Source organism: Streptomyces sp. NPDC015130, assembly GCF_043080005.1.
Lineage (GTDB): Bacteria > Actinomycetota > Actinomycetes > Streptomycetales > Streptomycetaceae > Streptomyces.
Map to the genome: position 1 here is coordinate 24,183 of NZ_JBIBVC010000024.1, position 23,810 is coordinate 47,992.

The following is a 23,810-nucleotide window of genomic DNA, read 5'->3' on the forward strand; positions in this document are numbered from 1 at the left end:
CGTGGACCTGTCTTTCACGAGAGCGGTCTGATGCAGCGGGCGACCACCCGCTGTGGTGCTTCGAAGGCCGGCTGAGTCGCAAGCTCACCGGCCTTCGGCATGTCAGCCGTCGGGCTGGTTGTAGACCGTGCGGAAGAACTCCAAAAACGGCTCGGTGGCCATCAAGACGGCCTTCCCGGCCTTCCCGTAGGGGTACGGCTTGTCCGGCCCGAAGGGCCACGAGTCCGCGTACTTGTCGGACGCCGCGATGTGGCGGACGCCCTCACGGGTGATGCTTTCGACGATCCCCAGGCGGACCAGCAGCTCGGCGCCGGAGGTGAACGTCACGGCGGGCGGCAGGCGCGGGTCGTCGTCGATATCGGGGTTGCGGGGGCTCATCGGGCCGCCCCCGGACACGGGGCACTTCGCACAGCGCGAAGCGCAAGCGTATGGTTCATGCCGAACCTCTCTCGCAAGGGGTGGTTCACGTGGCCGCAGAAGTCTTCGCAGGACAGCGGCCATAAGGGCGGTCGGCCGGTTGGGAAGCCGGTCGGCCGTCATTGACGTTCTGGGGCTTCTACGGGCCCATCACGTTCTTCTCCTTCTCACGAGGCCAGCGCGTTGATCGCGGCGACGGTCTCAGCAGCGGTCCGATTCCCGGCATACCGGGGCGCACTCAGCATCCCCGCCAGCCTTTCGGCCCGCTTCACGATCCATGAGATCTGCTCCTCCTCGGGCAACGAGAGGATCGGCCGGATGGCGTCGGCCGCACCCTCAACGTCGTCGAGCTGGACACGAGCCGTCGCGAGGTAGATGTGCGCGAGGCGCTCATCGTCCAGTGACCGCTGTTCCGCAGGGCCGGTGCGCCACAGCTCGATTGCCGTGGTCGCCTCCCGCTCCGCGCGCTCGGCGTCGTGACCTCCCTGGAGCCAGATGAGGGATGAGCCGGCGTAGTAGCACTGCTTCGCCCTCGAGAACCCGAACAGCCCGTCGAGAGAGTCCGGGCGCCGGATCCGCTCGCGTGCAGCTTCGGCCTCGTCGAGCGCAGCGTTCGCGGCCCGAGAGTCGCCGAGGTTGGCGAGGCACTGGGCCTCACCGCACCGCAGCCGGGCCTCTCCCGTGCCGCGCCCGGAGCCGACCCACTGGTACCCGTCCTGGATGTACTCCAGCGCGCGGCCGTAGTCACCCTGGAAGCGGGAGATGAGCGACTTCGTGCCTGCAACCCATGCCGCAAGCTCGGAGTCGCCAGCAAACTCGGCACAGCGACCCGCCGCGGTCGCATGTGCATGGGCCTCGTCGGCGTCGCCCAGGTCGAGCAGGGCGTACGCGAGGACGCCCGAAAGCCTTCCTGCGGCCACGTACAGGTCGGCTCGGTCGCCGGGCCGGAAGTGTCCGGACCGCAGTCGCTCGAACGCCTCACCGCGTAGGGCATGGGCCCGGTTCATCATCGGGGCCGGCGGGTTGACGAGGTAGTCGAAGGCTGTCGACTCGATGCCTTCCTGGAGCTGGGAAATGTCCAGGTCGGCGAGCGCGGTCAGGTCCCTGGACATTGCCAGGGCTGCGGCGCGAGTCCTGTGAGCGGCGGCGGCCGCGCGGCGCTCGTTGTCCTCCTCGCGCCAGAGCCGGACGAGCTCGCCGTTGGCGTGCAGCACCTCGTCGGCCCGTTCGGCGACCGCCAGGGGGGCGGGGCGTCGGCCGGTCTCGAAGGAGTGGAGGGAGGTTCGGTCGTAGTGGACGTGCTGGGCAATGCCAGCGAGCGACCAGCCAGCCTCCATACGGAGCTGCCTGAGGCGTTCCGAGAACGTGGTCATGGGGTGAGTGTTCCTCCTCTCTGGTCTCGTCGACAGGGACGGTTGCGGCTTATGCCGGTGATGCCGGGAGCTGAGCTGTTGTCAGATCATCCCGGCGACTGCTGACAACAACAGCCTGCGCAGCGAGGCGAGTTAGCGGTGGTGCGATGGGTGCATCAGCAACTACACCCTGGGGAGCGCCTCCGTGAACTGCCCGTTAGCCCTTCCCGTCGGTGCCGTGCATGCGGTCGGTCCGCTGTCCCTGTCTGGACTTCCGGTTGACGAAGTACGGCTCCAGGTCACGCCAGTCGAACAGTCGGATGCGGCCCACCTTGGCGGCCTTGTCCATGGGGACTGGCCAGTCCGGATCCGTCTCTGCCAGCTGCCTGATTCTCTGCGCACTGATGCGCTTGAGGCCCCGCTCTTCAAGCCGGGCCGGCATGTCGGCGAAGGACACCAAGTCGGGTTCTCCCTTCTTCTCTCTCGGGGTCTCTGCTCCCTGCGGGGAGTCGGTCATGAGGAATCCTCCCACACTTCCTTGCATTCATACAAGGAAGTCCGCTACCGTCGTCTCAGCAAAACAGCACGACCCCGGCGCCAGCTTTCGCCGGAACCGGGGTCGTGTGTCCAAGCCGGTGTTGGTCGCACCTGCAAGGACGTAGAACCCGCCCGCCTGCACTACCAGGAGGCCGATTCCATGATGGATCGTCGCACACGGACGCTCGGGAGTGCCACGCACCCCAGCGACGTCGTCAACAAGGTCACCACCCCCGATTTTCACTCCGAGGCCCTTCGCCGGGCCCGTGCCACCAACCTCACGGTTGTCCGCCCGGCGCGGCGGACGCTGGCCGAGATGGCGCCGGGTTTCGTCCGGCAGCCGGTGCTCCGCCTCGTCCCCGCCACCCCGGCCGCGTCGAACGAGCGCTGTCTGTTCTGCGACAGCTGGCTCTGCGACGGCGTGAGCTGCCAGCAGTTCGCCCCGGTCCCGGCTGGCACGGCGCTGAAGGTGGCGGCGTGATGGCGGCGCTGGAGTACGACGAGCTGGACCCGTTGCTGGTCGCGGCGATCGAGGACATGTTCGCCGCCATCCACCCCCTGGACCTGGTCGACGAGGTCCGCACCTCCGTCGTGCCGGAGGCCGCCGAGAAGGCGTTCGCGGACCTGGTACTCAGCACCATCCCCGACGACGACGAGACGGTCGACGGCTGGGACGAGGAGCAGCAGTGAACGACTACCCCTCGACCCACGTCCCGGGCCACGCAGCTCCGATCCCCTCCCGGACCATGCCGGTTCCGGCGCTGGGTGACGAGCTGGACGGCCAGCTGGAAGACACCGCCAGCATCCACGCCGGTGTCGACATGATCCGGGACGGGATCCGCCTCCTCGCCCTCGACCGACTCACGGCCGACCAGACCCAGACGATCCTCTCCACGATCGCCGGCGCGGACGCCACGATCCTCGGCGCGCTCGGCCTCCTCGTGCAGCGCCTGACGAACCCCGACGAGAACCCGGCCCTCGACCACCTCGACGCGGAGAAGGCGAAGGCCGTGCAGGTGCTGGGTGAGCGGTTCGCGTACGACTTGGCCGAGCTCGCCCCCGGCGAGCACACCACCGAGGCCGCCGCCCTCATCGACGGCGTCTAACCCCGCCCCACCCCCTGGGGCCCGGCGTTCGGCCAGGCCCCAACTTGCAGACCTCAAGGAGCCTTCCATGGCCAGCACCGTCGACCTCAACCAGCTGAACTACGCCCTCCTCGGCGGAGGTATCGCCAGCTACCTGATCCGCATGGACGAGCCGATCTTCGCCTTCGCCGTCGTCGCCCTGGCCCTCGCCGCCATCGCGAACCACCAGGCGGCCCGCAACGCCACGGCCACCGCCAAGGCCGTCAGCTAGCCGCCCCACCCCCTGGGGCCCGGCACCACCCGCCGGGCCCCTCCCCCTCCACACCTCGAAGGAGCCCGTCCCATGAGCACCCCGACGATCGACGGCTACGAGCTCACCATCGGCGACGACCTCGGCATCGGGTTCACCCCGGACTGCTGGGACAACGAGATGGACGCGCTGCCGATGACCGGCGACCGGCAGACGTTCCAGTGCGGCGACTGCAAGACCGCGCTGACCGTCACCGACAACGGCCTGGTCTACGACATCCGCTAGCCACCCCCCTGCGGGGTTCGGCTCGGGAGCCGACAACGGGCCGGACCCCCACCCCTCGACGTGAAGGAGCAGCACGTGAGCAGCCACATCACCCCGCCGGTACCCGCGCCCGCCCATCCGACGACCCGCGAGTACCTGTGGATCATCACCGTCCGCGTCGACGGCAAGGAGATCACCGCGAAGGACACCGGCTCCTTCCCCGCCAGCGTCACCCGCAGGCAGGTCTTCGACGCGGTCCTCCAGCGAGTCGCCACGGACCTCGGCAAGAAGGACCTGCCAGTCCTGTTCTTCGCCCTCGAACCCAACGCCCTCTGACCCCGCGTTCCGTCCCTGAGAGCTCATCCCGAAGGAGCACACCATGGCCACGCGCACGTCCGACCTGATCGCCATGCTCCCTCCCACCGCCACCGAGTTCAGCACCGCGCACGGCGACCCGACCACGTGGATGCCGGCCGTCTTCGAGGCGTACGAGAACCTCGCCGCGATCGACGCCGCGGCCCTGCAGCCCGCCGCTTCCGTACACCTGCTGGCCGGCGGCACCACCCGCGGCGGCGAGGTTCTCCCCCAGGCCGGGCAGGCCGCCGCATGAGCACCTACGACCACACCCAGGCCCAGGCCGCCATGGCGCAGATCGTGGCCGCGACCGCCGCCGACAAGGCCGCCGCCGACCAGCACGGCGGAGACCCGGTCCTCAATGCCGCGCACGCCGCAGCCACCGAACTCGACCGCATCGTTCACGCCCGCCTGGCCGAGCAGACCAACACCCGTACCTGACCCTCCCGCTCCACCCACTCAAACCGGAAGGACTCCGCCCGTGCTTTCCCAGATGCAGAACGCGGTCGAGCAGGTGCCCGTGTGGGCATGGGCCGTCCTGCTCGCCTTCGTGGCCCTGGCCGTCGGCTACTACCTCGGCCCCAAGCTCCGGTCCCGCACCAGCCACCGCAAGCCCCGCGACCCTGAGAAGCGTCGCAGCCTCATCGGTCTCCTCGGCATGGGCCTGGTCATCGTCGCCGGCCTGGCCCTGTCCACCAACACCAGTGCCCGCTTCGCCGAGAAGCGCCTCCACATGGACTCGCCCTGGCACATGACGGTCGGCCTCGTCCTCGAGGCCATCGTCCTCGGCCTGTCCTTCTACGCCTGGGCGTTCAGGGACAAGGGCGCGACCCGCGTCGTCTACCTCCTGGTCCTGGCCCAGGCCATCGGCGCCATCGAGGTTGTCATCCAGGAGCACGAGGACATCGGCACTGCGGTCGTCCGCATCGTCGGCCCGGTCATGCTCGCCTACGGCCTCCACAAGCTCCTCGGCCTTGAGGCCAAGCTGGGCAAGGTTGAGATCAAGTCCAACAGCATCATCGCCCGTGCCTGGCGCGACCGACTCAACCGGTTCGAGTCGAAGCTGGGCATTGGATCGCGCGGCGCGGACGCCCTCGCCATTTCCCGCAGCAACGCCTCCGACCAGTTCGTGAACCTGAATTCCCTCGGAAAGCCCCGGCACATGACCGGCCGAATGTACCGGCGCGCTCTGGTGAAGTCCGGCCGGGCCGCGCTGCACGGCCTGGAGGGATTCGAGCGGCAGATGGCGGAGGCCACTCTCGTCGACCGGATCGCCTACGAGAAGGGCATGCAGATCGGCGGCGACCGCTTCGACACCGCCCTGATGCAGGGCGTGCGGTCGAACACCGGAACCCCGGGACTGGACTCGGCTCCTCCGTTTGGCGTCGGGCTCCTGACCAGCGCGGCTTTCGAAGCCGCACCCCCCAGCCACGCCGAAGACGCAGCCGGGCCGCACAACGACAAGCCGCAGCCGCGTTCGAACCCCGCCACGACCGACGCCGAGCGGAAGTCCCGCGCGTTCCGCGTCTACGCCGACCTCGGCCAGCCCTCCCAGCGGGCCTTCATCAAGGAATGGCGCGACCGGGGATTCGGAGAGTCCGACCAGACCCTCCGGGATCTCTACAACGAAATGCACGCCGCTTTCGAGAATTCCCGGAAGGGGAACACGGAATGACCGAGCACCGCTGGACCGCGAACACCGTCCAGGAAGCCCTGAACATCCTCGACGCCGCCCGCAAGCTCATCGAGGCCCGCATGCTCACGCTCTCCCCCGGCGACCCCGCGGACCGCTGGAAGGCCCAGGCGACAGCCCCGATCAACCTCGACATCACCATCGCCGAGGGCGCGCTCGTCCAGCAGGTCAACGACCAGCACGTCTTCCTCCGCCAGGTACGGGGTGAGCACTGATGGACACCACGGCCCTCGCCCCTGCCCGTCGCGCCCCCGCCCGGCCGCGGCCCACCACCCCCGCGCCGCTCCGGCCGCCGAGGAACCCCCGCCCGCCCCAGATCCCCCCGCCCCCGGATCCCCCGACCTGGGGGCAGCGGATCGTCCCCCGGCCCGCCCAGCAACTCATGGCCGGCCTCGGGATGTGGCAGGCGCCGACCCCGCTCCCCCCGTCCCTGCACCTGCTCCACACCATCTCGGTCCTCGAGCGGTACGGCTGGTGCAAGTCCCTCGACGTCGACCTCGCCGGCCGCATGTGCGTCCGTGGGGCGCAGCGCCTGCTCATGACCACCGGGCACGTCACCCCGGCCGACCGCGAGCGGGCCGTAGGCCACATGCACACCGTCCTCGCCCAGGCCGGGGTTCACACGCTGTTCTTCGCCTGGAACGACCTCCCCGGCCGCACGTTTCCGCACGTCAAAGCCCTTCTCACCCGCGCCGCCGAGCACGCCCACACGATCGGAGACTGACCCGTGAACGCCCCCCGAGACGACGCCGAGTTCACGCGGATGATGCAGGAGAGCGGCCTCGGCCAGGACCCCGCGCCCCGCCACCACAACGGCTACGCCACCTCCACCGGCATGTACGACCCCCACCCCTATGGGCCGCCGCCCACCCACGCGCCCACCCACCCGCAGGCGACCTTCACGCAGGCCAAGCCCGGTCTGACGAAGCGCGGGAAGGTCGCCCTCGGCGTCGGCGCCGCCGTCCTCGCGGGCGGCGCGCTGATCGGCTACCAGTCCCACACCACCACAGTCGCCGAGAACGAGAACCGCGCGAAGGAACTCGAACTTCGCGCACAGATCCTGCGCATTGAGGAAATGAAGGAGCTGAACCGGGTCAACGAATCGACCCGGAATTCACGGGCGGCTTCCGAGGAAACACGGCAGGTGTCGGTGGATTCCTGTGTGGATACGAACCGGAACCTGATCGGGAAGGGTCTCGGGGCGCCTTCGCTCGGGGACATCGTCGCCGACTGCCAGGCGCAGTACACGAGCCCTGCCTCGGGCCTGGACATGAAGACGGTCGGCTCCACGACCGCCAGCCCGCAGGCCTCCGACGGTGAGATCAACGACGGCTTCCTCCTGGCCGGCGGCGCGCTCGTCGTGTTCCTCGTCGTCGCCGCGCGCCGCGGCACCCGCCCCAACCACGCCTAGTTACCTACTTCCGACTTCCCGCCCGGAAAACCCCGCCCTACCGGCCTGTATGGGGCCTTGAGCAGTGGTTTTCCGGGCTTCCGGTCGCGAGGAAGTCAGTCGTAAGTACCCGCAGAGAGTGAGGATCGAGATGTCGGCGAGCACGCCGCCTGCCCCCCTTCCCGTCCCCGGCAGCCCCGCCGGAAGCACGTCTGGCACCCCGGCGAACCCGACCTCGGCCTCCCTGCTGGGTGCGCTGCTCACCCCTGTCACCCCCGCCCGCACGCCACCCGCCGACGCCCAGAACGGTCCCACGGGCCCGCAGGCCGCGAGCAGCTCCGCGTTCCACACCCCCGTCGACGACACCACGAATACCGCCCAGAATTCCGCGACGGAAAAGAACCGGAGCAGCGCTGGAAAGACCCCGCCGAGTGTTATTCGGGCGTGGCTTCTCGCGGGTGCCGAGCGCTGGCGCAAAGGCGCTGATGCGAAGCTGAAGCGGCTGGACGTGAAGAAGGCGCAAGCCTCGGCCGACGCGGCTCTGGCCCGGAAGGCGCCGGTGAACCAGCTGCCCAAGCAGCCGTCCGGGTCGTCCGCGTCGGGGGCTGGGTCGAAGCCGTCGAAGCCCGCGCCCGCCCCGAAGTCGCCGCCGGCGCCTCGCCCGGGCCCGGCGCCGAAGGCTCCCTCGTCCCCTGCCTCGTCATCGTCGTCGTCGGCGCCGCGTAAGGCCCCGGCCCCGGTACCGGCGCCCGGCCCGAAGGCCCCTGCCCCTGCTCCGAAGCAGAGCAAGCCGCAGCACGCCCCGGCCCCCGCGCCCGCGCCGAAGCAGCACAAGTCGGCGAGCTCGAGCACGACCGCGACGAACCCCGCCCCGGCCACTAAGGCGCCGAAGCCCACGGCGGGCCCCCAGGCGCCCGCTGGCGGCGGCAGCACGCCGACCGGCAACACCTCGTCGGCGGGCACACCGAACAAGCCTCAGAAGCCCACCCAGGGCAGCGGGACGTCCACCACCGGCCCGAGCAAGGCCCTCACGCCGCAGGGCTCCACCGGCACGCACAAGGGGCCGACCCCCACCACGAGCGCAGGAACGGGCAAGGGCTCCACCGCGGGGAGTAGCACCTCGTCCACGCCGAAGCCGTCGTCGCCCACCCCCGCTCCGGCACCGGGACCGACCACGGCACCGGGCTCCACGTCCCCGAAGGCTTCCGACACGCCCGCCAACGGCAGCGCTGGCAGGAGCTTCAAGGCCGGCCACACCAACGACCCGGCCAAGCCGCTCAAGCACCCCCAGCCCCAGGGCCCCACCTCGAAGTCCAACAACCAGCCGACCGGACCCACCACACCCATCAACCCGAAGACCCCTCCGGCCCCGGCCCCCCACGGCGCCCCCGGCGCTGGCCCCAAGGAGGGCAAGACCCCCGGCCAGCTGCGGACCAAGTCGTCCCGGGAGACCGGGTACCGCGACGGACACCGCGCCGGCGTCATCGCCGCGCACACCCGCGCCTACGGCGACGGCCTCCGCGACGGCTGGGACCGCGCCCTCCGCGACGGCGAGCAGGAGAAGCAGCTCCTCGACCAGGCCCGCGACAACCGCACCACCCCCACCCCTGCTCCTGCGCCCGTTCCCGCTCCTCGGAAGGACCAGCCCGTGCCGCCGACCGCCCCGCCGAAGCCGACCACACCTCCCGCGGACTCGCGCTCCCCCATCACCGTCACCAGCGTCGACGCCTCCCACGTCCACCTCGGCCCCGAAGCCACCGCCGGTTCCGTCACCCGCGGTGAGCTGCGCACCTTCAAGGACTACGAGCGGCGTCTCACCGTCCGGCACGGCGACGTCGGCAAGGTCTCCGACGGGATGCGCGCCCTGGCCCAGTTCGCCGAGGAACGCGCTGCCCACGCGACCCGCCTGCTCGAAGCGGCCAAGACCGTCAAGGGCGGTAACAACCTCGGCGCCGTCCTCGCCCGGCTGGAGGAGCAGGCCAAGGCACAGGCCACCCTCGCGGTCGAGACCCTCACCCGCGCGGCCCGCGCCACCGACGCCACCGGCGCGCTCCTCGCAAACGTCTCCACCCGCTACGGCGGCGTGTTCCAGGCCGTCGTCGACAGCGACGAGACCGCGCCCGCCGACCTCCACTTCTACAAGGACTGACCCCATGGCCGACATGACGTACACCCAGCTCCTCAAGGCGATCACCACGTTCGAGAAGCTCCTCCTCCAGGATGCCGAGCGCATCCGGAGCAACGCCGAGGCCATGGACCAGATGGCCGGCGACACCGCCCGGGAAGCCGACGTCCTCAGCGCCCTCGCCGTCGACCCGTTCACCATCGCCGAGGCGAAGGAGGTGGCGAGGGCCCTGCGTGGTGTCGGCACGGCCGTGCTGGCCTACTCCGCTGCCGGGAACACCACCGCCCGCGTCGCCGCGGCCGCCGCCCAGCAGGCCCGCACCACCCACGCGGGCATCAAGGAGCAGGTCAGCCGGGCGCCGGTCGACATCACCGGCGTGAGCCGCGAGTTCCTCCGCCAGGAGTAGCTCCCCCGCGCGGGGCCGGGCCACCCCGCGCGCCCGCGTCTCCCTCTGGGCCCTCGCCCATTCCCGGCCCGGACACCCCGCACCCCGCACCCCCGCGCCCCTCCTGCTGCCTTCTCTCTGCCGCCCCTGGAGCCCTCCGTGACCACGCCCACCCCGAACCAGACCCCCACACCGACGCCCACCACCCCGGCCGCCGCCGCGCCCCGGCCCGCCGCCGAACGCACCGTCGCCCTCGCCACCACCATCGCCCCGCTCGTCACCGTCGCTGGCACCCCGTTCCTCGCCGACAGCGCCACCTGGCTCACCGCCGTCGCCTACGGCGGCATCGCTGGGTTCCTCGGCGCCAACTACATGAACCGCCTCCCCGACCACGTCCTTGCCCAGATCCCCGGCGCCGACATCGTCCGCGCGCACCGGGTACCGCTGTTCGCGGCCACCCTCACCACCGGCATGGCGCTCGCCGCCGGAGCGCTCGCCGGGCCCGCTGGTGCCGACGCCCTCGGCGGCGGCATCCTCGACCTCCCGTCGATCCCCGGGATCCTGTCCCTCGGCTGGTGGGCCGGCGTCGCGTTCGTGCCGTTCCAGCTCCGCCGCGTCCTGCGCCGCAAGCCCCACCACACCGCGCACCAGCCCGCGGCAGCCGGCACGTACGGGCCGCAGCAGGCCCGCGTCCCGGTCACCCTCGCCGAAGAGATCACCTACCTGTGGGCCCAGCACATCTCCAACCCGCACACCGGGCCCCACAAGCTCCAGGAACTCACCCTGACCGCCCTCGACGACACCGCCTGGTCCGGCACCATCACCGCGCCCATCGGCACCAGCGTCAACGTGACCCAGGAGAAGGTCTCCAGCGTCTACCAGGTCCGCCCCGACTGGGTCGACCTCCTGCCCGGTGGACACGCTGGGGAGCAGCTCATCACCGTCCACCGCACCGCCCCCGCCGCCCTCGACCTCACCACCCTCGCCGGCGCCTGGGCCAAGCGAGTCGCCCGTAGCGGCGGCGTCCTCGCCCACACCCACCTCGAGGACATCCAGAACGACCCCAACACCGGCGGCCAGGTCGCCCGCGTCGTCGCCGACGAGAACCTCGACAAACTGCCCTCCCCCGACCGGGCCTCCCTCGCCGGAGCCCTGCGCACCACCCCCCTCCTCGTCTCCTACGAGCCGCGCCAAAACCCCCGCGAAGCCGTCATCCGCGTGATGGACCACAACCCTCTCCAGGAAGGCATCGAATTCCCCGGCACCCACGTCCTGAAGGCCAACGAGCAGGGCTACGTCACCATCGGCCGCGGCATCTCCGGCTTCCCCGCCCGCATCCAGCTCTTCGACCCCAAGCTCGGCGCCCAGCACGCCCTGATCGCCGGCGTCACCGGCTCCGGCAAGGGCGGCACCCTCCAGCTCATCGCCCTTGCCCACCACGTCAACGGATCCGCGATCTTCAACGCCGACCCCAAGGGCTCCTCCAACCCCGCAATCGACAAGATGGCCGCCTACTCCGGCCTCGGGCCCGACGCCGCCATGGGAGCGCTGCGCGTCTGGTACGCCCTGCTCCAATACCGCGTCGCAGAGTCCGCCCGCCTCGGCATGAAGAACTTCCAGCCCGGCCCCGACCGCCCATGGGCCACGCTCATCCTCGACGAGGCCAGCAAGCTCCTCGGCGAGAACGCCCCACACCGCAAGGAAGCCACCTTCATCATCAACGCAGGCGCCACCCTGGCCCGGTCCCTCGGTATGCCTCTCACCATCGCCAACCAGCTGATGCAGCTTGCCCAGCTCGGCGGTGACGCCGCGATCCGCGACAACGTCTTCTACGGCGGCTCCCTGATCCTGCTGCGCTCCGACTCCCAGCAGAAACACCTGATCGACCTGCCCGAGAACTTCGCCGGCTGCAACCCCGCCGACATCCCCGCTGCCTGGACCGAAGACCGCGCCCTGATCTTCGACCCGAACCTCCCCGAGAACCACCCGTCCCGTACCTTCGGCCTCGGCTTCGCTGCCAGCCCTGGCGCGCACCCCGAGATGATGCGGAACTGGCTCCTCGAGGACGCCACCCCCTACATCGACACCAACGCCATCGCCTACCCCGCCGACTGGCCGGACTGGGACCGCCGCGACGAGATCGCCGCCACCCCCGTCATCGACGACGGGAAGGAGTTCGACCTCGACGACAGCGGCCTCGGCACCCTGGGATCCATGCCGCCGTCCCTCGTCGCCGCGCCGAAGAAGCCGGAGACCGCCGACGAGAAGATCCTCGCCGCGCTGGCCCAGGTCGCCGACCCCGCCGGCCTCGACGTCGTCTACCTCCACCGCGACCAGATCGGGGCGCTCGCCGGCGTGAAGGAGCAGACCCTGAACAACCGGCTCTCCGCCCTGGTCAAGGCCGGGAAGATCCACCGGCAGCTCGACGGCGGCGGCGAAGAGGTCCGCGGCATGTACGGCCACGGCCCGGCCCCGGCCCCGGCCGCGGACGACAGCGCGGACGAGACCAGCGACTCAAGCGACTGAACACCCGACATTGCGCCCACGAACCGGCCCCCGGCCACCGGGGGATAGCACCTCAGACAAACCGCGTCCGGACTGCCACCATGAATCCCGGATGCAGAAGTTCCTCGTTTCGAAGTGTCCCCGCGCTCTCGGAGTCCGCTCCTCATCCACCCCGGCCCTGCCAGACGCTCGTCTGGCGGGGCCGACCCATACCCCGACCCGCCGCGCTACTTCACCGGCTTCCACACCTCGCAGCCCTCGGACGTGAACTGCCCATCGGAAGACCGGATCGTCACCGTGATCTTCCGGGCGCTCGTCGCGAACGTGTTGTCGATGATCTCCCCCGACTCACTGGTCCGCTCCCAGTAGCAGTCGTCCATCTTCCCCGTCGCCTGATACGTGCCCGGCGGGATCGTCTCCTCGCCCTCCACCGGCTCCGACGACACCACGTACGTGCCGTTCCCGTACCAGCGGTCGAACTTCCCCGACACCGCCTGCTTCACCGCGGACGTCCACTTCGGGCACATCTTCGGCACCCCGTACTGCAGGATCGCCGCGCCATCGCCCTCCATGTAGCCGCCCTCGGCAAGCCACTGCGGCCGCGACGCCCCATCGATCGCGCTCACCGGCAGCGAATCGCACATGTCCTGAACGAACTCCGACGCCGTGGCGTACCCGACCGGAGTCCAGCCCTTCGTCGCCGCCATGGCATCGATCTCACTGGCCGGCCCGGACTTCGTCGGCTCCTCCGTGACCGGCGGTTCCTCAGTCTCCGTCGCGAACGGATCCTCGCTCGGCGTCTCCTCGACCATCTCCGAAGGCACCTCGCTCACCGCAGCCGGCTCCTCCGACGCCCCATCACCGCCGCTGCCGCCGCACCCCGTTCCCAGCAATGCCAGCACGGCGAACCCGGCCACCGCGGCACCCACCTTGCGCATGTGTCTCATCCGCGCAGAATGCCACCGCAACCCGCCCGGGGCATCACAAACGCCCTGATCGGGGATCATCACCAGTAGGGCGCGGGGCCCCAACAACCACACACGGGAGCCCCACCGTGCCAGCCTCCAAGGCCCAACAGGCAGAAACCGCCGACCGCCGCGCCCAGCTCGTCCGCCTCCGCCGCCAGGGCGTGCCCTTCGACGACCCCCGCATCCTCGGCCTCGGCTACGCCTCCCGCGGCGCCGCGTCGAAGGACCTCATCCGCGCCCTGGAGACGAACCGCGACGACGAGGCAGCCGAGGTGTCGGTGTACCGGCAGCAGGAAGGCGAACGCCTCGACGCCATGCTCGCCGCCCTCTGGCCCCAAGCCACCGAGGAACGCCCCATCTACGGCAAGGAAGGCCAGTACGTCGGCAAGGGCGTCGACACCCGCGCCGTCGGCGAAGTCCGCCAGATCATCGCCCTGCGCGCCAAGCTGTTCGGCCTCGAGATGCCCGCCGCACTTGAGGTTTCCGGACCTGGTGGCGGCGCGGTCCGCCTCAACACCGTCGGCCTGACCGAACTCCAGACCCTCATCTCCGCAGCTGGCGAGCCCGACCCCGAGGACGAAGACGACACCGATCTCGCCGGCACGTACGACCCCGAGGACGAGGACGAGGACGAGGATGGCGACGCAGCCTGACCTCGACCTCGACACCGAAGGCGGCGTCGAGGTCGTCTCTGAGGCCGAGCAGCTCACCCGACTGACAGCCGCCTACCGGCGCCTGGGCCGCGCCGAACGCCGCCGAGTTGCCCGCCGCGCCAGCCCCGAAGTCCGGGCCGTCCTCGCCACCGTCGAACGCACGATGGCGCTGGAGCGCGCCCCGGGGTCGATGGCGGCGATCCTCACCGACGGCCGTGAGATGCAGGCGCCCCACCTCGACCTGATCGACGGCCTGTTCAAGCGGATCGCGCGCGGGGAGCGCATCAAGGCCCTGATCACGATGCCTCCTCGCCATGGGAAGTCCCGGCGCGCCGCACGGTGGGCACCGCTCTGGTACCTGGCCCGGCACCCCGACCACCGCATCATGATCGCGTCATACGGCGCGGACCTTGCCGAGGAGCACTCCCGGTGGATCCGCGACGCCATCAACACCTACGGCCCACAACTGGGCATCGCACTCCACGCCGGCTCCAAGGCCGCCGGCCGCTTCGACCTCGCCGACCCCGTCACGGGCGACCGACTCGAGGGAGGACTCGTCGCCGCAGGCGTCGGCGGCGGCCTTACTGGCAAGGGCGCCCACGTCGCTCTGGTCGATGACCCGATCAAAGACGCCGCCGACGCAGAGTCCCCCACCATGCGCCGCCGCCTGTGGGACTGGTGGACCGCCGTCCTCAACACCCGCATGGAACCCGCCGGGTCCATCATCGTCATCCAGACGAGGTGGCACGAGCAGGACCTCGCCGGCCGGATCCTCGAAGGCCAGGACACCTCCGACTGGATCAAGCTCGACCTCCCCGCGATCTGCGACTCCGACGACGACCCCCTCGGCCGGCCGATCGGCGCCGCACTGTGGCCCAAGCGGTACGGACGCCGCGCGCTCGAGGCCATCCGCCGCGCAGTCGGCGAACGCGTCTGGTGGAGCCTCTACCAACAGAAGCCCCGCCCGCTCGAGGGAGGTGTGTGGAAGTGGCCGTGGATCATGGACAACCGCACCAACCCGGTCGCCTTCCGAGGCGTCGACCTATCGCGCGTCGTCGTTGCCGTCGACACTGCGGGCGGCGGAGACGAGAAGAACGACGAGACCGGCCTTGTAGCGACCGGACGCACGAGCGACGGGCACTACTACGTAGTCTCCGACCGCTCCGACCGTATGGGCGCCGATACCCGCGGCCATGAAGTCGGCCGGCTCGCCCTCGAGGTCGACGCCGACGCGATCGTCGTCGAGGACAACTTCGGCGGGGACCAGATGGAGCAGATCATCCGGCAGGCGTGGGCGGACCTCGTCCGCGACGGGGAGACGAAGGGCCGGCTGATGCCCGCGATCATCCCGGTGCGCGCCAAGCAGTCGAAGCGGCTGCGGGCGGAGCCGATCGCGCAGCTCTACGCCCAGGGCCTCGTCCACCACGTCGGGGAGCACCCCCGGTTGGAGGGGCAGCTCGTCACGTGGATCCCGGGCATGGACTCCCCTGACCGGATGGACGCACTCGTGCACGCGCTCACCGAGCTCGCCGACCCGGCCGCCGCGGCGACGAGCAGCGGCTCGTACAGCGACCAGCGGCTCGCAGGACGCCGCTGAACCGGGCCGCATATGCCGGAGGCCGTTTCGTGCACGCCTCTGGCGTACCTGTACGGCCCGGTGGCAGGGTGGACGGCATGCGGCGCCCCGCCCTCACCCCCGCGGGTCGCCCGTCGGCCCTGCCCGAGCGGGCCGCTTCGTCGGCACCTTCCGCGAGCCGACAGCGGGCAGGGCCGCGCCCGCCTCCCGGCTCCCCACGGGAGGCCACAGGCGCGCACAGAACCCTCGGGGAGGGTCAGTGCTTCCCGCGCTTCCCGAGCCAGCTGCGGACGGCCATGCGGTCGACGTTCGCCCGTCGCGCGAATCCGGCCTCGGACTCGGTTCCGATGCCGGAGACCTGGATGATCGCGGCGCGCTTCAGTCCGGCCAGCGCGCGGATTTCAGCGGCCTTGGCCTGGGCGCGGGCGCGGGCCAGTTCTTCAACCACGCCTTCCTCGCCGCTGATGATGCGGTAGGCGACGGTGAGCGCGGCGGTGCGCTCGTCTTCGTCGTCGGGGTCCGGGTAGGCGAGTTCGATCTCGTCGGCCTGCCAGAGGAGGTCGCTGAGCTGCTCTTCGGTGAGGCCGTGGTCGTCTCCGAGCCAGGCGTCGAGTTCGTAGCGCTGCATAGCGGTCCCCTCCGAGGTGGCGATCACCTCTCGATGTAGACCACTCTACAGATCAGCTGTAGAGGCGTCTACAGCTGGCGCGCGCCCCTGTCAGACCCCCATGGCACCCTGACGGAACCCGGCGGCACCCAAGCCGATGCTGCCGCCGGGCCCCAGACGACGAGAGAGAGCGACCTGTGCAGAACTACCGGGTGACGTGGGTCCAGGACGGCCGGGAGAAGCGGTCCGGCGTCTCCTACGACCAGCCGAGCGCCGAAAGCCGCAAGGCCCGCCTGGAACAGGAGGACGGCGTTACCGACGTGCGGATCGTCCCGGTGAAGCCCGGCGAGTAACGCGGTGGCCCACGACCTCGACCCCGCCCGCCAGCAGCTCCTCGCCAGGCTCCAGGCCGTACCCCGATACCGGGAAGCGGACGAGGCCTTCCTGGCCCGCCGCGTCGCCCGAATGACCGACCAGCAGGCCGCCGCCACGCTCGCCCTGTCGGACGCGGAGCTTCTCGAGAAGAGCGAGCCCGACCGGACACCGCGGTACGCGCCGCCGACCGACGACACGCCCGTCATCCTGTACGACCACGTCGACGGAGGCTGACCCCGCCACCGCCCGGATTGTCAGTGCCCGCCCGTACCGTCATGAACGAGGGCCTGGAACGGCCGGGCCCCAGGCTCTGGGAGCCCGTCATGGGCGAGATCACCGTCAGCGCGCAGCGCATCGACCACCTGCTCCACGACCCGGCGAGCACGAACGTCTCCTACCAGGAGGCCTTCGCCGACCTCGCCGCCACACGCCGCGGCCGGCCCGTCGCCGAGATCGAGCCGCTGCTCCGCGCGGCCGCCGACAAGGCGCTCCTCGGCTTCACCGGCGCCGACCTCGCCGAGCAGGCCGAAGCGATCAGCACCGGCGCCCGGTACGAGCTCCGCGTCCGCGTCACCGGGTAGCCACAGGGGCGTGCGATCACGGGCCGGGTCTGGATAGCCTGGGAGCACGCCCAGGGGGGCCTGTGAGGAGCACGCATGCCCCGTCCTCTGTGGTCCGGAGCGATCTCGTTTGGCCTGGTCACCGTGCCTTGCAAGCTGGAGAACGCGACCGAGAAGCACGACGTGTCACTGCGACAGGTACACCTCGAGGACGGCGGCCGGATCCGGTACCGCAAGACGTGCGAGATCGACAGCCAGGAGCTCACCGAGGACGAGATCGGCAAGGGCTTCGAGGACCGCAAGGACCACATCATCCCCATCACGGACCAGGACCTGGCGGACATGCCCCTGCCCACCGCGAAGGCCATCGAGATCGTCGCGTTCGTCGACCGGGCCTCCGTCGACCCCGTCCAGCACGGCGCCGGCTCGTACTACATCACCCCGGCCGGCCAGGTCGCAGCCAAGCCATACGTGCTACTCAGGAAGGCACTGGAGCGCAACGACAAGGTGGCCGTCGCCAAGTACGCCCTCCGCGGAAGAGAGCGGCTCGGCCTGCTCCGCCCCCTCGAGGACGCGCTGCTCCTGTCCGGCCTGCACTGGGGGGACGAGATCCGCTCCTCCGAGGAGATCACCCCGCCCGAGACCGAGCTGACCGAGGACGAGATCGAGGGCGCGCTCGCGCTGATGGACACGATGACCGTCGAGCACCTCGCCGACCTGGACGTCGCCGACCACTACACCGAGGCGCTCCACGAGGTGATCGAGGCGAAGGCCGAGCACCGGGCGCCGAAGCCTGCCGCGGGTGAGGAGAGCATGGCGGCGCCAGTGGTGGACCTGATGGCCGCGCTGGAGGCCTCTGTGGCCAAGGCGAAGGAGTCCCGCGGCGAGACGCCACCCGGGGGCGAGGCGACCGTGCACGAGATGCCGAAGCCGAAGAAGAAGGCTCCCTCAGCCGCGAAGAAGACGCCGGCCAAGAAGTCCGCGGCGAAGAAGACAGCGCCCGCGCGGCGGAAGAAGTCCGCTTAGGCTCGGCCTGCTCTTGGCCTGTGTCTGCCGCCGCCGAGCCCGGAAGGCTAGTTGGCGCACTCCCACCAGGGCTCATCCGATGCGGCACACACGGAGCGGCGCAAATCGTCGAGGTCCTGGCTCTGGCGCTCGGCGCTCAGCTGGTCCCGGATGGACTGCGCGGTGGCCCTTTCGGTTCGATCGAAGCAGTCCGGGTTCGTGAGGATCAAGTTTGCGGCCGTCCGGCGCCCACTCTCGTGCCTCGCTTGCTCATCTGCCGTCAGCGAACCTGTCCCGGCCTTCGTGCTCAGCGAGTCAATGATGCCGAGTTCCTCCATCAGTGCGTCCTGGACAGGCGCACACCCGGCAGCGGAACTTCCCGAGTCGTCTGCCGTCACCCTTCCAGCGAGGAATGCTGCGGCAAGAGCTACGACAAGAACTGGCGCCGCGACGACCCCCCAGTGGCGGCGAGGTCGTTGGCTGCTCCCTGGTCTACCAGGCGAAGTAGCCGATTCACTCATAGTGCCCCCCTCTAGATAGGGCGCTCATCTTGTCAGACGAGAAGGGCGCCCTATCAGCGGGATGGGCTAGGGAAACTCGCCTTCCCGACCGGTCAGCGGCCTGCCGGCAGGCTTGTCGATGCCGAGGCTGCCCCACGGCGCGCACACGTCGCACATCTCCAGGTCTGGGTGCATCTCCGCCGCGGCAATCACGCCGTCCCGGTCCAGGAGCTGCGCCCCGCCGTACTGGGCCGCGAGCGAGCAGTTCCCCCGGTGCAGGACGGGATGACCCTCGACCGCGCGGGGCTCGCTCACGGTCCAGCGGAGCTCCCGGTGCGCTACCTCCCGGCGCCGGCGCTCCTCGGCTTCCTGTTGCTCGAGGTCCCGGATGTCCCGCTCGGTCACCGTCACCTGCCACCGCAGCCACTTCAGCACCGTCCGCTTCATCTCCAGCCGGACGGCTATCGGCATCTCCATCAAGACCGCCCCGCTCACGCCGCCAGCGCGTCGCCCGCCCCGGCGGCGTCCGGCTGGGCCTTCGGGTGCCGCTTGAGCTCCATACGGGCCTTCACGAGCTTGTCGTCCTTCGGGAGCGTCGCCCAGTACGGGTGAGTGGACACCTCGATCGACAGCTCGCGCACGAGGTCCCACAGCCGCGTCTCCTCGGCCGCCTGCTCGGGCGTATAGCCGGGGGACGGCTCGCGGCCGCCGGTCACCTCACCGGTGTGCGGGTGGGCTGTGCCGGGCCATCCGGGGAGCGGCTCGACGGACCAGGGCAGGGTTCGACACAGGGCTGTGTGCTCGGCACGTGCCTGGTGCAGGCGCTGCTGGAGCTCGATCAGGTCGTCAGGAAAGGGGAGGGTGTCTGCCACAAGAGAAACGTACCTCTGTTCGATTTCTGGAGGCTAGTCACACACGCCACCTGCGATTACGGTCACCCCAACAGCTCACACACGGGAGGACACCATGCGTCACGACACCGGCTGGGGACTCACCGCCGACCCCGAGTGGGGCGCAGCACGCGAACCCGACTGGGACTAACACCCCCAATCATGGAGGTCGCCCAGAATGCAAGGCGATCAGCCAGATCATCCCCCTCACGGGTGAATCACGCCACCGCGAGAGCCGGCCCGGCCGCAGGATGACCGCCATGCATACACAGCACAAGCCGTATCCGACCGACACTCCTTGGACCTTCCGCACCCGCACGAGCAACTACGAGCCCACCACACCCCTGTGCCTGTACTGGGAAGTGGAAGGCGACTGGCTCACCGACGAGTGCACCCCCGATGAAGTGACCCCCCGCGAACTCTGGGACCTCTGGTTCGCCGCACACGCCACCAAGGCGCCAGCGCCGATCAACTGGTCCGTCCGCGGCACCAACATCTTCGAGACCGCCCCCTTCAGCCCCTCTCCCTACCTGCCCGAAGACTTCCTCACCCACTACACCTGGCCCACCCACGCCAAGACCGGAGAGCGCCTGAACTGGGCCCGCCTGCCGGTCACCGACAAGCTCTGGGACTCCAGCCACAACGACAAGGGCGGCTTCATCCAGCAGCTCACCGGCTGGAAGCCCAGCCCATTCCAGAGCCACTTCGACGCCCAACGCATCGCAAAGCTCGTCGGCCTCAACGACTGACCCCCGCCACTACGCAGCACGGCCCGCCCGCCCCGAAAGGAGCCGGCGGGCCGTCGCCCTCTTGCCTCGCGCCATCCCTAGCTCGGCTCCCGCCACCACCGCAGGCCCTCCGGCTCCGCCCGCTCGACCTCACCGTCCACAGCCGCCAGGAACGCGCTGTACGCCGCCACCCGGTCAGCCGCGAACTCCCGCTGCTCGGTCGTCATCTTCTTCGTCACCCACGCCCAGCGGCCCTCGAGCCACACGGTGTGCCAGGCCCCGTTCTCCACCGTGTCCCCGGCATCGGCGCGCGCCGTACGGTCCTGGGCGCGGGCGTGGAGGCCGGCGATCTCCTGCCCGAGCGCCGCCTCGTACACCGGCAGGTACTCCACGCACGCTCCACACGCGACAGCCGGCCCACCGAACCGCGGCGTGCCCCCGACGGAGCGCCCACACAGGCCCTGCCCGACGAGCCAGCCGTCCATCCGCGCATTCCACGTGTACAACGCCAGATGCGTATGGTCCGGCTCGCCAGAGAGCCGCAGGACGCCGGCAGGCACCAGGTACCGGCGTCGGGCATCCAGTCCTTCGGCCTTGGCCGCGACGATCGGCTCGTGGAGTTCGGGGTGCCCGCAGCAGGTGTCGAACCCGCCGTGGCACTCGGACTCCACCTGGCCGGCCTCGGGGCAGTAGTAGACGCTCGCGCCGGAGCGGCAGACGTGCTTAGGGGCGGACATGGCCCTCCTTCTGGGAATGTGACAGTAGGTAGGCGCCCGCCCGTGGGGTGCGGTGCCTTTCGTGACTCTCGGCAACCGAAATCAGGCTGCGTGCGGCTCAACGGTCGGCGCGGACATCGGCGGAACGATCTCCCAGCCCTCCGCGCGCGCCCGATTCCGCGCCCGTGTCACGCCGCGGGGGTGCACACCCAGCGCCAGCGGGTCTCGGCCGGCCAGCTCCGCGAAGGCGAGGCGCACCCGGGCCTCCATGGCCAAGGTGATCGTCGTACGCGCCATCACGTCGCTCAGCTCGGGCTGCCCCATGCCCATACGGCCAGCGATTACCGAGACGCTGAAGCCCTCAGCCACCAGCGACCGCAACAAACGCAGGCTCGGCCCAGCCTGCGTCATACCCGCCGCGTCTCCCGCGCTCCGTATGGGCAGCAGACCGCACTGGCAGGCCAGGTAGACAGCATGGGTGACGTTCCGAGCCCCGAACTTCCTGACCACCCGGGGCAAGATCTTGCTGGGAGTGTTCACGTGCATGCTGAACCGCTTCGCCATAGCTCGGTAGGTCGCACCGGTGCTGACAGCTTCAAGGACAGCCAGCTCAATGTCTGTCAGAGACGCGGCGGACCCGCCACCAGCCGGTGACGGGCCCGCCGCGCTGCTGTTCCGCGCGGTCATGGGGTGCTCCTTCGCATCAGAGGGTGGTGAGGACGTCGGTGATGGGGCGCAGCTGGGGAACGGCCGGCCCGCCGCACGCCCGGCCGTGGTCGGCGAGCGGGAACGCCAGCGGGGCGTGGAGGTCAAGAAAGGCCTGCACGCCCGGGTCCACTTCCGGCTCGGGCACGTCCGACTGCTCGAGGACGTAGCCGGTCCGCCGGCGCGCGCCCGTCTTCGTGGTCGCGGTGGCGTGCAGGTTGCGGATGAGGATCCAGCGGGCCCGCTTGCCGTTCTGGGCGTCGACGGCCCAGACGTGGTTGTGTCCGGGGGTGAAGCGCTCGATGCGGATGCGAGGGCCGCCGCGGGGGTCGGCGGATCGGTATATCTGGCCGGGCTGGATCACGTCTGGTCCTTGAGGTTGGTGTGGGCGTCGAGGGCGACGCGGAGCCTGGCGGCGACTTCGGTACCTGGTGCCCGCCACGTTGGGGTGTCGATGTCCTCCGCAAAAGCGCGAACCGCGTCGAGGGCGGCCTCGGCCCGCTCGGCGCGCTGCTGCTGCTTGTCGGCTTTGGCGGCCCATGCGTCGCGGGCAGATTTGGCGTCCCAGACGCGGATGGTGAGGTCGTTGATGCCGTTGCGGAGTGCGGTGGCCTCTTGGCCGGTGAGTCCGCCGTGGTGTTCGGCGCGGTCGGCGAGGTTGCGGAGCGTGTCGACGGTGTGCCGGATCTGGGCGGGCTCGGGCTGGGTGTTCTGCTGCTCGTTGTGGGCGGTCCAGCGTTCCTGGCAGTCGACGCTGGCGGCGGCGCCGTCGCGGCGGAGGCACGGCCGGTCGGCGAGGGTGCAGCAGCGGGGGCATGGGACGGTCCAGGCGGGGCTGGCGTAGCCGCCGTGGAGGTTGGCGGTGCAGAGGGCGCACTCGTCGAGGCGGTAGGTGTGCTGCTCGGTGCATGTCGTCCCGCACTGGGCGGGCGGGTAGCTGGGTTGGGTCATCGGTTGGTCTCCTCGTCTTCGTCGTCGGCTGGGTCCCAGGTGGCGAGCGGGTCGCGGTCGGTGGTGGCCCAGGTGTAGGTGGGGCACGGCGACGGGTGGCCGCACTCCACGCAGTTGCCGGTCGTCAGGCCGCCCGATGTCGTGTCCTGGGTGTGGGCTTGGGCGATGCGTGCGAGTCGGGCGGAGGGCCCGACGGCGCCCTTGGCGGCCCAGTCGTCGTAGCGGTCGAGCGCGGCAAGCACGAGGTCGGCGGCGTTTTCGCTGATCTCGGAGGGCATCCCGGCGAGGGCGCCCTGGTTGATCTCGCGGAGGACGATTTGACGGCGCATGTCGTCCACGGCTGGCTGGGTCATCGTCGCTCCTCGGCGGCGGGCAGTGCGAACTGGACTTCGAGTGCTGCGATCTCCTGCCGTTCGGCTTCGGGCATCTGGCAGAACAGGACGCAGGTGGTGGTGTTGTGGCCGGGGCAGTCGTCGCGGTGGGGGAAGTCGGCCTGGCAGGTGTCGCAGGCGAGCCACTGCGGGGCGTGGGGCACGTAGCGGAGGCGGTGGCGGCAGATGCGACTCATCGCCCCTCCTCGACCGTGCGGCGGAGGCGAGCGAGGGCTTCGTAGTCGTCGGTCGTGAACTCGTCGGAGCGGTTGGCCATGCGGTTGTCGGCGAGGTCGAGGGCGAAGGTGAGGAACTGGCGCTCGGCGGCGGTGAGCGGGGCGTCGGCTGGCTGGTTGTTGTCCAGACCGGCAGCGGGGGCGGCCCCGGGCACGTGGGGGTCGTCCGACCTCCGACCTGCGCGGTGGTCCGCGTCCTTCTCGCACTGAGTGCCGCCCTCGAACATCACGGGGCACCTGCCGCGGGCGCCCGTGTCCGGCTGGTGTCCGGTCTGGCGGGCGGCCGGGGCCGGCAGTTCCACGGTCTGGAGGCCGCCGTCCTGGTCCATGTAGCAGGGCGCGCCCTGGCAGTGGACGACGTCGGGGGTGGCGGGCTCACCGCAGCTGCACGCGCCGGTCTGACGGGCGGCGTCCCGGACCGTGGCGGCGAGCTGGGCGTAGACGCGACCGGATCCGGTGGTGATCCCGGCGGCGTCGATGGCCTTGACGAGGTGCTGCGAGGCGTCGGCCAGGGAGGGCGTGCAGCGGTGGCAGAAGCCGTGGGTGGCGCAATGCTGGGTGCTGCGGCAGGCCTCGGGCTGTTCGGTCATGCGGGGCTCCTTGGGTGGGCCG

General features: G+C 70.5%; 39 protein-coding genes. 22 read left to right on the forward strand and 17 right to left on the reverse strand.

Annotated elements, in window-relative coordinates; translation table 11 throughout:
* Positions 1-102: 102 nt before the first annotated feature.
* The 3 genes from ACF08F_RS34515 to ACF08F_RS34525 form a co-directional block, all read right to left on the reverse strand.
* Positions 103-378, reverse strand: coding sequence for a hypothetical protein (locus ACF08F_RS34515; RefSeq protein WP_392302486.1), 276 nt, complete (start codon positions 376-378; stop codon positions 103-105).
* A 206-nt stretch (positions 379-584) separates the two neighbouring features.
* Positions 585-1,790, reverse strand: coding sequence for a helix-turn-helix domain-containing protein (locus ACF08F_RS34520; protein ID WP_392302487.1), 1,206 nt, complete (start codon positions 1,788-1,790; stop codon positions 585-587).
* A 196-nt stretch (positions 1,791-1,986) separates the two neighbouring features.
* Complete coding sequence (locus ACF08F_RS34525) at positions 1,987-2,286, reverse strand: hypothetical protein (protein WP_392302488.1); 300 nt, start codon at positions 2,284-2,286, stop codon at positions 1,987-1,989.
* A gap of 180 nt (positions 2,287-2,466) precedes the next feature.
* On the opposite strand from ACF08F_RS34525, the gene ACF08F_RS34530 reads away from it, so the two are divergent.
* The 12 genes from ACF08F_RS34530 (at position 2,467) to ACF08F_RS34585 (ending at position 7,363) form a co-directional block, all read left to right on the forward strand.
* Positions 2,467-2,787, forward strand: coding sequence for a hypothetical protein (locus tag ACF08F_RS34530; RefSeq protein ID WP_392302489.1), 321 nt, complete (start codon positions 2,467-2,469; stop codon positions 2,785-2,787).
* On the forward strand, positions 2,787-2,996 hold the full coding sequence (locus tag ACF08F_RS34535; protein WP_392302490.1) for a hypothetical protein: 210 nt from the start codon (positions 2,787-2,789) through the stop codon (positions 2,994-2,996). Before ACF08F_RS34530 ends, ACF08F_RS34535 begins: the two co-directional genes overlap by 1 nt.
* Positions 2,993-3,412, forward strand: a complete 420-nt coding sequence (locus tag ACF08F_RS34540) for a hypothetical protein (RefSeq protein WP_392302491.1) — start codon at positions 2,993-2,995, stop codon at positions 3,410-3,412. The genes ACF08F_RS34535 and ACF08F_RS34540 overlap by 4 nt, the downstream gene beginning before the upstream one ends.
* Before the next feature lie 67 nt (positions 3,413-3,479).
* Positions 3,480-3,662, forward strand: coding sequence for a hypothetical protein (locus ACF08F_RS34545; RefSeq protein ID WP_392302492.1), 183 nt, complete (start codon positions 3,480-3,482; stop codon positions 3,660-3,662).
* Between the two features lie 72 nt (positions 3,663-3,734).
* Positions 3,735-3,926 (forward strand): hypothetical protein, encoded by a 192-nt coding sequence (locus tag ACF08F_RS34550; protein ID WP_392302493.1) that lies wholly within the window; start codon positions 3,735-3,737, stop codon positions 3,924-3,926.
* Between the two features lie 75 nt (positions 3,927-4,001).
* Positions 4,002-4,241 carry a hypothetical protein gene (locus ACF08F_RS34555; RefSeq protein ID WP_392302494.1) on the forward strand — a complete coding sequence of 80 codons (240 nt, stop codon included), beginning with the start codon at positions 4,002-4,004 and terminating at the stop codon, positions 4,239-4,241.
* 43 nt (positions 4,242-4,284) lie between these two features.
* Positions 4,285-4,515 carry a hypothetical protein gene (locus ACF08F_RS34560; protein ID WP_392302495.1) on the forward strand — a complete coding sequence of 77 codons (231 nt, stop codon included), beginning with the start codon at positions 4,285-4,287 and terminating at the stop codon, positions 4,513-4,515.
* Complete coding sequence (locus ACF08F_RS34565) at positions 4,512-4,700, forward strand: hypothetical protein (protein WP_392302496.1); 189 nt, start codon at positions 4,512-4,514, stop codon at positions 4,698-4,700. Before ACF08F_RS34560 ends, ACF08F_RS34565 begins: the two co-directional genes overlap by 4 nt.
* A 40-nt stretch (positions 4,701-4,740) precedes the next feature.
* On the forward strand, positions 4,741-5,934 hold the full coding sequence (locus ACF08F_RS34570) for a hypothetical protein (protein WP_392302497.1): 1,194 nt from the start codon (positions 4,741-4,743) through the stop codon (positions 5,932-5,934).
* Positions 5,931-6,167, forward strand: a complete 237-nt coding sequence (locus ACF08F_RS34575; protein ID WP_392302498.1) for a hypothetical protein — start codon at positions 5,931-5,933, stop codon at positions 6,165-6,167. The genes ACF08F_RS34570 and ACF08F_RS34575 overlap by 4 nt, the downstream gene beginning before the upstream one ends.
* Positions 6,167-6,676: a hypothetical protein gene (locus tag ACF08F_RS34580; RefSeq protein WP_392302499.1), complete on the forward strand. Its 510-nt coding sequence runs from the start codon at positions 6,167-6,169 to the stop codon at positions 6,674-6,676. The genes ACF08F_RS34575 and ACF08F_RS34580 overlap by 1 nt, the downstream gene beginning before the upstream one ends.
* Positions 6,677-6,679: 3 nt before the next feature.
* Complete coding sequence (locus tag ACF08F_RS34585; protein ID WP_392302500.1) at positions 6,680-7,363, forward strand: hypothetical protein; 684 nt, start codon at positions 6,680-6,682, stop codon at positions 7,361-7,363.
* Here the strand turns inward: ACF08F_RS34585 and ACF08F_RS34590 are convergent, their stop codons facing one another.
* Together ACF08F_RS34590 and ACF08F_RS34595 are read right to left on the reverse strand one after the other, a co-directional pair.
* Positions 7,364-8,305, reverse strand: a complete 942-nt coding sequence (locus ACF08F_RS34590; protein WP_392302501.1) for a hypothetical protein — start codon at positions 8,303-8,305, stop codon at positions 7,364-7,366. It lies immediately after the preceding gene.
* Positions 8,306-8,317: 12 nt separating this feature from the next.
* Positions 8,318-8,587, reverse strand: coding sequence for a hypothetical protein (locus ACF08F_RS34595; RefSeq protein WP_392302502.1), 270 nt, complete (start codon positions 8,585-8,587; stop codon positions 8,318-8,320).
* Between the two features lie 403 nt (positions 8,588-8,990).
* On the opposite strand from ACF08F_RS34595, the gene ACF08F_RS34600 reads away from it, so the two are divergent.
* From ACF08F_RS34600 to ACF08F_RS34610, 3 genes are all read left to right on the forward strand, one after another.
* Entirely contained in the window at positions 8,991-9,491 is a 501-nt protein-coding gene (locus ACF08F_RS34600) for a hypothetical protein (RefSeq protein WP_392302503.1), read from the forward strand.
* 4 nt (positions 9,492-9,495) lie between these two features.
* Complete coding sequence (locus tag ACF08F_RS34605; protein ID WP_392302504.1) at positions 9,496-9,873, forward strand: hypothetical protein; 378 nt, start codon at positions 9,496-9,498, stop codon at positions 9,871-9,873.
* A 138-nt stretch (positions 9,874-10,011) separates the two neighbouring features.
* Positions 10,012-12,378: a type IV secretory system conjugative DNA transfer family protein gene (locus ACF08F_RS34610; RefSeq protein ID WP_392302505.1), complete on the forward strand. Its 2,367-nt coding sequence runs from the start codon at positions 10,012-10,014 to the stop codon at positions 12,376-12,378.
* 206 nt (positions 12,379-12,584) lie between these two features.
* Here ACF08F_RS34610 and ACF08F_RS34615 read toward each other — a convergent pair whose 3' ends face one another.
* On the reverse strand, positions 12,585-13,295 hold the full coding sequence (locus ACF08F_RS34615; RefSeq protein ID WP_392302506.1) for a hypothetical protein: 711 nt from the start codon (positions 13,293-13,295) through the stop codon (positions 12,585-12,587).
* Positions 13,296-13,411: 116 nt separating this feature from the next.
* Here ACF08F_RS34615 and ACF08F_RS34620 point away from each other — a divergent pair, with 116 nt between their 5' ends.
* Together ACF08F_RS34620 and ACF08F_RS34625 are read left to right on the forward strand one after the other, a co-directional pair.
* Positions 13,412-13,978 carry a hypothetical protein gene (locus tag ACF08F_RS34620; RefSeq protein ID WP_392302507.1) on the forward strand — a complete coding sequence of 189 codons (567 nt, stop codon included), beginning with the start codon at positions 13,412-13,414 and terminating at the stop codon, positions 13,976-13,978.
* Complete coding sequence (locus ACF08F_RS34625) at positions 13,962-15,575, forward strand: terminase large subunit domain-containing protein (protein ID WP_392302508.1); 1,614 nt, start codon at positions 13,962-13,964, stop codon at positions 15,573-15,575. Before ACF08F_RS34620 ends, ACF08F_RS34625 begins: the two co-directional genes overlap by 17 nt.
* Positions 15,576-15,810: 235 nt before the next feature.
* On the opposite strand, the gene ACF08F_RS34630 is transcribed toward ACF08F_RS34625, so the two are convergent.
* Positions 15,811-16,182 (reverse strand): hypothetical protein, encoded by a 372-nt coding sequence (locus ACF08F_RS34630; RefSeq protein WP_392302509.1) that lies wholly within the window; start codon positions 16,180-16,182, stop codon positions 15,811-15,813.
* Positions 16,183-16,358: 176 nt separating this feature from the next.
* Between ACF08F_RS34630 and ACF08F_RS34635 the strand changes: the two genes are divergently transcribed.
* The 4 genes from ACF08F_RS34635 (at position 16,359) to ACF08F_RS34650 (ending at position 18,122) form a co-directional block, all read left to right on the forward strand.
* Positions 16,359-16,514, forward strand: a complete 156-nt coding sequence (locus ACF08F_RS34635) for a hypothetical protein (protein WP_392302510.1) — start codon at positions 16,359-16,361, stop codon at positions 16,512-16,514.
* Between the two features lie 4 nt (positions 16,515-16,518).
* Positions 16,519-16,770, forward strand: a complete 252-nt coding sequence (locus ACF08F_RS34640; protein WP_392302511.1) for a hypothetical protein — start codon at positions 16,519-16,521, stop codon at positions 16,768-16,770.
* A gap of 23 nt (positions 16,771-16,793) precedes the next feature.
* Positions 16,794-17,117 carry a hypothetical protein gene (locus tag ACF08F_RS34645; RefSeq protein WP_392302512.1) on the forward strand — a complete coding sequence of 108 codons (324 nt, stop codon included), beginning with the start codon at positions 16,794-16,796 and terminating at the stop codon, positions 17,115-17,117.
* A 75-nt stretch (positions 17,118-17,192) separates the two neighbouring features.
* Positions 17,193-18,122: a Ku protein gene (locus tag ACF08F_RS34650; protein ID WP_392302513.1), complete on the forward strand. Its 930-nt coding sequence runs from the start codon at positions 17,193-17,195 to the stop codon at positions 18,120-18,122.
* A gap of 47 nt (positions 18,123-18,169) precedes the next feature.
* Here ACF08F_RS34650 and ACF08F_RS34655 read toward each other — a convergent pair whose 3' ends face one another.
* From ACF08F_RS34655 to ACF08F_RS34665, 3 genes are all read right to left on the reverse strand, one after another.
* On the reverse strand, positions 18,170-18,439 hold the full coding sequence (locus tag ACF08F_RS34655; protein WP_392302514.1) for a hypothetical protein: 270 nt from the start codon (positions 18,437-18,439) through the stop codon (positions 18,170-18,172).
* Between the two features lie 249 nt (positions 18,440-18,688).
* Positions 18,689-19,078: a DUF6233 domain-containing protein gene (locus ACF08F_RS34660; RefSeq protein WP_392302515.1), complete on the reverse strand. Its 390-nt coding sequence runs from the start codon at positions 19,076-19,078 to the stop codon at positions 18,689-18,691.
* Positions 19,079-19,092: 14 nt separating this feature from the next.
* Positions 19,093-19,473, reverse strand: a complete 381-nt coding sequence (locus ACF08F_RS34665) for a hypothetical protein (protein ID WP_392302516.1) — start codon at positions 19,471-19,473, stop codon at positions 19,093-19,095.
* 278 nt (positions 19,474-19,751) lie between these two features.
* Between ACF08F_RS34665 and ACF08F_RS34670 the strand changes: the two genes are divergently transcribed.
* Positions 19,752-20,240: a hypothetical protein gene (locus ACF08F_RS34670; protein WP_392302517.1), complete on the forward strand. Its 489-nt coding sequence runs from the start codon at positions 19,752-19,754 to the stop codon at positions 20,238-20,240.
* 77 nt (positions 20,241-20,317) lie between these two features.
* Here ACF08F_RS34670 and ACF08F_RS34675 read toward each other — a convergent pair whose 3' ends face one another.
* From ACF08F_RS34675 to ACF08F_RS34705, 7 genes are all read right to left on the reverse strand, one after another.
* On the reverse strand, positions 20,318-20,956 hold the full coding sequence (locus ACF08F_RS34675; RefSeq protein ID WP_392302518.1) for a hypothetical protein: 639 nt from the start codon (positions 20,954-20,956) through the stop codon (positions 20,318-20,320).
* An 81-nt stretch (positions 20,957-21,037) separates the two neighbouring features.
* On the reverse strand, positions 21,038-21,622 hold the full coding sequence (locus ACF08F_RS34680; RefSeq protein ID WP_392302519.1) for a hypothetical protein: 585 nt from the start codon (positions 21,620-21,622) through the stop codon (positions 21,038-21,040).
* A 16-nt stretch (positions 21,623-21,638) separates the two neighbouring features.
* The gene (locus ACF08F_RS34685; RefSeq protein ID WP_392302520.1) at positions 21,639-22,004 is read right to left on the reverse strand and encodes a hypothetical protein; all 366 of its coding nucleotides are present in this window, start codon (positions 22,002-22,004) and stop codon (positions 21,639-21,641) included.
* Positions 22,001-22,591 carry a hypothetical protein gene (locus ACF08F_RS34690; protein WP_392302521.1) on the reverse strand — a complete coding sequence of 197 codons (591 nt, stop codon included), beginning with the start codon at positions 22,589-22,591 and terminating at the stop codon, positions 22,001-22,003. The genes ACF08F_RS34685 and ACF08F_RS34690 overlap by 4 nt, the downstream gene beginning before the upstream one ends.
* Positions 22,588-22,944: a hypothetical protein gene (locus ACF08F_RS34695; RefSeq protein WP_392302522.1), complete on the reverse strand. Its 357-nt coding sequence runs from the start codon at positions 22,942-22,944 to the stop codon at positions 22,588-22,590. Before ACF08F_RS34695 ends, ACF08F_RS34690 begins: the two co-directional genes overlap by 4 nt.
* Positions 22,941-23,159 carry a hypothetical protein gene (locus ACF08F_RS34700; protein WP_392302523.1) on the reverse strand — a complete coding sequence of 73 codons (219 nt, stop codon included), beginning with the start codon at positions 23,157-23,159 and terminating at the stop codon, positions 22,941-22,943. The genes ACF08F_RS34695 and ACF08F_RS34700 overlap by 4 nt, the downstream gene beginning before the upstream one ends.
* Positions 23,156-23,788 (reverse strand): hypothetical protein, encoded by a 633-nt coding sequence (locus ACF08F_RS34705; RefSeq protein WP_392302524.1) that lies wholly within the window; start codon positions 23,786-23,788, stop codon positions 23,156-23,158. The genes ACF08F_RS34700 and ACF08F_RS34705 overlap by 4 nt, the downstream gene beginning before the upstream one ends.
* Positions 23,789-23,810 lie beyond the last annotated feature (22 nt).